This window comes from Pseudonocardia sp. SID8383 (genome assembly GCF_009864975.1).
GTDB lineage: Bacteria > Actinomycetota > Actinomycetes > Mycobacteriales > Pseudonocardiaceae > Pseudonocardia > Pseudonocardia alni.
In genome coordinates this window covers 1-5152 of sequence record NZ_WWFY01001242.1, presented here as the reverse complement: position 1 = coordinate 5152, position 5152 = coordinate 1, and the positions used below count along the sequence as shown (strand labels likewise).

Below are 5152 nucleotides of genomic sequence, written 5' to 3'. Positions count from 1 at the left end.
TTCTGGGCCGACCCGGACACCGTGCGCCACGGGACCGGGCGCCGACCGGCCCGCCTGCCCGCCGTCGACCGGCTCGACCTGCTCGACTCCGGCGTGCTGCGCCACGGCACCGACGTCCGCGACGGGGCCGTCCCGCCCGGCCACGACGAGCTGGTCCGCGGCTCGGCCGGGTTCCTCGTCGAGCGGGTCGACGACGCCTGGCTCGCCGGGGTCGCCGACCCGGCCGCACTGCTGGCCCGCGGGCCGCGCGCGGTCACCAAGACGGTGCTGTTCCCGGTCCGGTTCCTGCACACCCTCACGACCGGGGAGATCGGCCGCAACGACGCCGCCGTCGCCTCCTACGACGGCGCCCACCGCGACCTGGCCCGGGCCGCCCTGCGGTGGCGCGACGGGGCGCTCGGCGAGCGGGTGGCGGCCTGGACCCTGCTGACCGACCACCTGGCGGGCCTGTACCGGGAGTGCGTCGACGCCCATCTCGCGGCGCTGCCCGGTGACGACCCCGCCGTCACCGGGCTGCGGGCGCTGCGCGACGCCCTGGCGGTGCTCACTGCTTCGCGGGCCTCCGTCCCACGAACGCCCCGATCCCGGTGACCGCGCGCCCCACGACCAGGGTGTTGATCTCCTTGGTGCCCTCGTAGGAGTAGAGGGCCTCGGCGTCGTTGAAGAACCGGCCGACCTTGTTCTCCAGCAGGATCCCGTTGCCGCCGAACACCTCCCGGGCCCGGGCGACCGCGTCGCGCAGCATCAGGGTGGCCTGTCGCTTGGCCAGGGCCGCCTGCTCGTCGCGGAAGGTGCCGTCGTCCTGCATCTGGGCGACCCTGACCGCCATCCCCAGCGAGGCGACGACGGCGCCCAGGATCGACACGAGGTGGTCCTGGACCAGCTGGAAGGACGCGATGGGCTGCCCGAACTGGACGCGTTCGACGGCGTAGTCACGGGCCAGCTCGAACACGCCCGCCATCGCGCCGACCGCGTTCCAGGCGACGCCGCCACGGGTCACCCGCAGTACCCGGTTCGTGTCGGCGAAGCTCTGTGCGCCGGGCAGCCGGTTCGCCTCCGGCACGCGCACGCCGTCGAAGGTGAGGTCGGCGTTCTGCACGGTGCGCAGCGCGAGCTTGCCCTCCATCTTGGTGGCGGTGAACCCGGGCATGTCCTTCTCGACGACGAAGCCCTTGACCGAGTCGTCCGCCACGTCGCGGGCCCACACGATCACCAGGTCGGCGAAGGTGCCGTTGCCGATCCAGCGCTTGGCGCCGTCCAGCACCCACTCGTCGCCCTCGCGGCGAGCGGTGGTCTCCAGCCCGCCCGCGACGTCGGACCCGCCGTGCGGCTCGGACAGCGCGAACGCGCCGATCCTCTCCATCCGGCGCATGGCCGGGAGCCAGCGGTCCTTCTGCTCCGGCGACCCGCACAGGTCGATCGAGGTCAGCGCGAGCCCGGCGTGCACGCCGAAGAACGTGGCCATCGACGGGTCGACGCGGGACAGCTCCATCGACACGAACGAGGTGAGCAGCCGCGAGTAGGCGGGCCGGTCCGGCCACTCCCGTGCCAGCCCGACGACGTCGAGCTCGGCGAACCCCGGGATCAGCTCGTGCGGGAACTCCGCGCGGTCCCAGTACGCGTCGGCGATCGGGGCGATCTGCTCCTCGGCGAAGGACCGGACCCGGGAGAGGATCTGCTGTTCCTCGGGGGGGAGCAGGTCGACGTAGCCGAAGAGGTCGGCGGGAAGCGGTGCGGTCATGACTCCTCCATCTGCGACCGGGCGGCGAGTACGGAGGTCTCGGCGCGGTCGCGTGCGGTGGTGAGGGCCTCGCGGCTGGGGCCGTAGGCGTCCTCGGTGGCGGTGCTGATCGCCTCGACGGTGTCCGGGTCGAGGGTGGGGTCCCCCAGGTCGGCCCATCGGCGCGCCATCCCCGGGCCGAGGTGCTCGAGCAGGTGTCGCAGGCCGCCGTCGCCGCCGCCGAGGTGGAGGCTCAGGAACGGTCCGCCGGTCGCCCAGCGCGGACCGAGCGCGCCGGTGACCACGCGGTCGAGCTCGGCGGGGGAGACCACACCGTCACGGACGAGGGAGACGGCCTCGCGGAACAGCGCCGACTGCAGCCGGTTGCCGACGAAGCCGTACACCTCCTTGTGGATCTCGACCGGGTCCTTGCCGACCGAGCGCAGGAACTCCGCGGCCCGCGTGACGTTGTCGCGCGTGGTGCGCTTCCCGGCGACGAGCTCCACCAGCGGCAGGACGTGCGGCGGGTTGAACGGGTGCGCGACGAGCAACCGGGCGGCGGCGTCGTCGTCGAGCCGGGCGGCGACGTCGGTGGGCAGGATCCCCGAGGTGGAGCTGAGCAGCAGCGCACCGGCCGGGGCGTGCGCGGCCGCGGTCGCCCAGATGTCCTGCTTCACCTCCAGGCGCTCGGGTCCCTGCTCCTGGACGACGTCGGCACCGGCCACGGCGCGGGCGGGGTCCGGTTCGCAGACGACCCGCTCCAGCAGGTCCGCCGACCCGAACCGGCGCACACCGGCGTCGACGACCTCGGCCAGGTCCGGCCGCGGGTCGGTGACGACGACGTCGTGTCCGGCCGCGGCCAGCAGCACGGTCCAGGAGACGCCGATGGTGCCGGCACCGATCTCGGTGATCCTCACGATTCCTCCAGGTAGTCGTGCACGGTGGTGATCGGCGCGAGCGTGAGGTCGGTCAGCACGTGCGAGGCGGAGACGATCTCGCGCACCGGCAGGTCCGCCAGCGGTGCGAGGACGTGGTCGAACAGCTGCAGCCGGGCCGGTCCGGTGAACGCCCGCTTGACGGTCAGGTCGGTGATCCGGGTGCGGACCAGCCGGGCGTCGACCGGTCCCGATCGGCCCGGCACGAGCTTGACCATGAAGGTCGGCACACCGACCTGCGCGGCGGCCTCCGCCGGATCGAGCTCGGTGTGCTGGTAGGCCATGGTCGCGACGGCCACCGGCAGCGAGCCCTTGTGCAGGGTGCCGACGAGCGCACCGTCCTCGACGCCCAGTCGTGGTGTGCCGAACGCCTTCGGGTAGGCGCTCTGCTCGCGCCCGGCGAAGGTCGCCGGTGCGTTGTCCAGCCACATGCCGTGCAGGTACTCACCCTCCTCGCCGTCGAAGGAGCACGCCAGCGCCTGCCCGGACTCGGTGTAGGGGCCGAAGCCGTCGACGTCGCCCATGTGCATGACCTCGAACCGGACCAGCGGCTCCCCGGCCACCAACGGCTCGGGCAGCGCGCGACGGAACGCGTCGGGATCGGTGCGGTAGACGACGTTCAGGTACTCGCGGTCGGTGAACCGGTGCGGTCCCGGCGTGAACGCGGGCGCGGTCAGCGGGGTGGTTCCGGCGGCGAGGACGTCGGCGGCCCTCATCGGGCGAGCACCCCGTCGGCGACCAGCGCGGCGATCTCGTCGTCGGTGCGGCCCAGCTCGCGCAGCACGTCGGCGCCGTCGGCGCCCAGCGCGGGGGCCGGGGTGCGCATCCCGCCCGGGGTGGCGGTGAACCGGACCGGGAAGCCGATGGACCGGTAGCGGCCCTCGGTGGGGTGCTCGGCCTCGGTGAGCAGGCCGCCGTCGGTGACGTAGGGGTCGGTCTCGGCGTCGTCGACGGCGAGGACGGGCGCGAACGGGACCGAGTACTGCGCGCACAGCTGCGCCCACTCGTCGGTCGTGCGCCGGGGGGCCAGCTCGCCGATCAGCGCGTACAGCTCGGGCTGGTGCGCGGCCATCGCGGCGGAGGTGGCGAACCGCTCGTCGGCGGCGAGGTCGTCGCGGCCGGCCGCGGTGAAGAAGTCGGCGATGTTGCGCGGGGTGTAGGGCAGGATGCAGGCCCAGCCGTCCTTCGTCGCGACGGCCTCGTGCCCGGCGGCCATCGACCGGTTGAACCCGGTCGGGCCCTCCGCGGGCACGAAGGTGTGCCCGGACAGGTGCTCCACCAGGTTGAACGCGAGCAGTGTGTCGGTCATCGGGACCTCGACCAGCTGCCCCTCGCCGGTGGCCCGCTGGTGGATCACCGCGGCCAGCGTGGAGTAGGCGATCGTCAGCGCGCAGACCTTGTCGGCCAGGATCGTCGGCGCGTAGGAGGGGGTGCCGGTCGCCCGGCGCATCAGGTCCACCATCCCCGACGACGCCTGCACGATCTCGTCGTAGGCGGCGCGGTCGGCGAGCTCGGAGTCGCTGCGGAAGCCCTGCGCGCGGACCTGGACCAGGCGCGGGAAGCGCTCGGCGACCCGCCCGGGGTCGAGCCCGAGCCGGTCCAGCGCGCCGGGGCGCATGTTCGTCACGAGGACGTCGGCGGTGTCGAGCAGGTCGTCGAGCACCGCGCGGCCGGCGTCGGTCTTGAGGTCGAGCGCCACCGAGCGCTTGTTGCGGTTCACGTTCAGCGCGAGCGCGCCCATCCCGGGGTTGCGCTGCGGCAGCGTGCGGCGGGTCATGTCCCCGGCCGGCGGCTCGATCTTGATCACCTCGGCGCCCAGGTCGCCCAGGATCTGGCAGGCGTACGGGCCCATGACCACCGACGCCAGGTCGATCACCCGCAGCCCGTCCAGTGCGCCACCCATGTCGTGCTCCCCTTGGTCGGTCCCCATCATGTTCTCCATGAGCATGGCTAACTTCTCTCGCTCCTGCGAGCTAGCCTTACCCATATGCGTAACCACCACCGGACCGTGGACCGGGTGGCCGGTCTGCTGGAGGCCGCCGCCCGCCGGCCCGACGGCAGCTCCCTGTCGGCGCTGGCCCGCCGCGTCGGCGCCCCGGTGTCCTCGGTGCAGAAACTCGTCGACGGCCTGGTCGCCACCGGCTACCTCGACGAGCGCGACCGTCGGTACACCCTGGGCCCCGCGCCGTGGATGCTCGCGGCGAGAGCGGGGGAACCACCCGTCCCGGCGATCCCGCACGAGGCGCTCGACCAGCTCGCCCGGCACACCGGGCTGCCGGTGCTGCTCGCCGCCCGGATCGGCGACGACGCCGTCTACCTCGACTGGGCGGGCGCCGACGAGGGTTTCGACGTGGCGCTGTCGGCGCGGGTCCGCGCGCCGCTGCCCGACACCGCGGCCGGCCGGGTCCTGCTCGCCCACCTCGGCCCGGCCGAACGCAAACGGGTCGCGCTCGCCGCGCACGAGGGTGATCCCGGCGCCGCCGCCGCGCTCCTCGAC

5 protein-coding genes and 1 pseudogene are annotated in these 5152 nt (G+C 73.8%); 2 read left to right on the top strand and 4 right to left on the bottom strand.

The window, feature by feature from the left end; translation table 11 throughout:
• Window positions 1-591, top strand: a pseudogene (locus tag GTW08_RS30555) (hypothetical protein); the annotation flags it as partial.
• Here the strand turns inward: GTW08_RS30555 and GTW08_RS30550 are convergent.
• The 4 genes from GTW08_RS30550 to GTW08_RS30535 are packed head-to-tail and all read right to left on the bottom strand — an operon-like array spanning window position 545 to window position 4558.
• Complete coding sequence (locus GTW08_RS30550; RefSeq protein ID WP_073574990.1) at window positions 545-1741, bottom strand: acyl-CoA dehydrogenase family protein; 1197 nt, start codon at window positions 1739-1741, stop codon at window positions 545-547. The pseudogene GTW08_RS30555 and the gene GTW08_RS30550 overlap by 47 nt on opposite strands.
• The gene (locus GTW08_RS30545; protein ID WP_073574989.1) at window positions 1738-2637 is read right to left on the bottom strand and encodes a 3-hydroxyacyl-CoA dehydrogenase NAD-binding domain-containing protein; all 900 of its coding nucleotides are present in this window, start codon (window positions 2635-2637) and stop codon (window positions 1738-1740) included. The genes GTW08_RS30550 and GTW08_RS30545 overlap by 4 nt, the downstream gene beginning before the upstream one ends.
• Complete coding sequence (locus tag GTW08_RS30540; RefSeq protein WP_073574988.1) at window positions 2634-3371, bottom strand: acetoacetate decarboxylase; 738 nt, start codon at window positions 3369-3371, stop codon at window positions 2634-2636. The genes GTW08_RS30545 and GTW08_RS30540 overlap by 4 nt, the downstream gene beginning before the upstream one ends.
• Complete coding sequence (locus GTW08_RS30535) at window positions 3368-4558, bottom strand: CaiB/BaiF CoA transferase family protein (protein WP_073575353.1); 1191 nt, start codon at window positions 4556-4558, stop codon at window positions 3368-3370. Before GTW08_RS30535 ends, GTW08_RS30540 begins: the two co-directional genes overlap by 4 nt.
• Before the next feature lie 84 nt (window positions 4559-4642).
• Between GTW08_RS30535 and GTW08_RS30530 the strand changes: the two genes are divergently transcribed.
• A partial coding sequence (locus GTW08_RS30530; protein WP_161152882.1) for a helix-turn-helix domain-containing protein occupies window positions 4643-5152 on the top strand: 510 nt, incomplete at its 3' end.

What these genes read in the sequence shown, in the direction of transcription:
- GTW08_RS30550 (WP_073574990.1), bottom strand. Translation starts at nt 1,741, where the DNA reads ATGACCGCACCGCTTCCCGCCGACCTCTTCGGCTACGTCGACCTGCTC.
- GTW08_RS30540 (WP_073574988.1), bottom strand. Translation starts at nt 3,371, where the DNA reads ATGAGGGCCGCCGACGTCCTCGCCGCCGGAACCACCCCGCTGACCGCG.
- GTW08_RS30535 (WP_073575353.1), bottom strand. Translation starts at nt 4,558, where the DNA reads ATGGGTGGCGCACTGGACGGGCTGCGGGTGATCGACCTGGCGTCGGTG.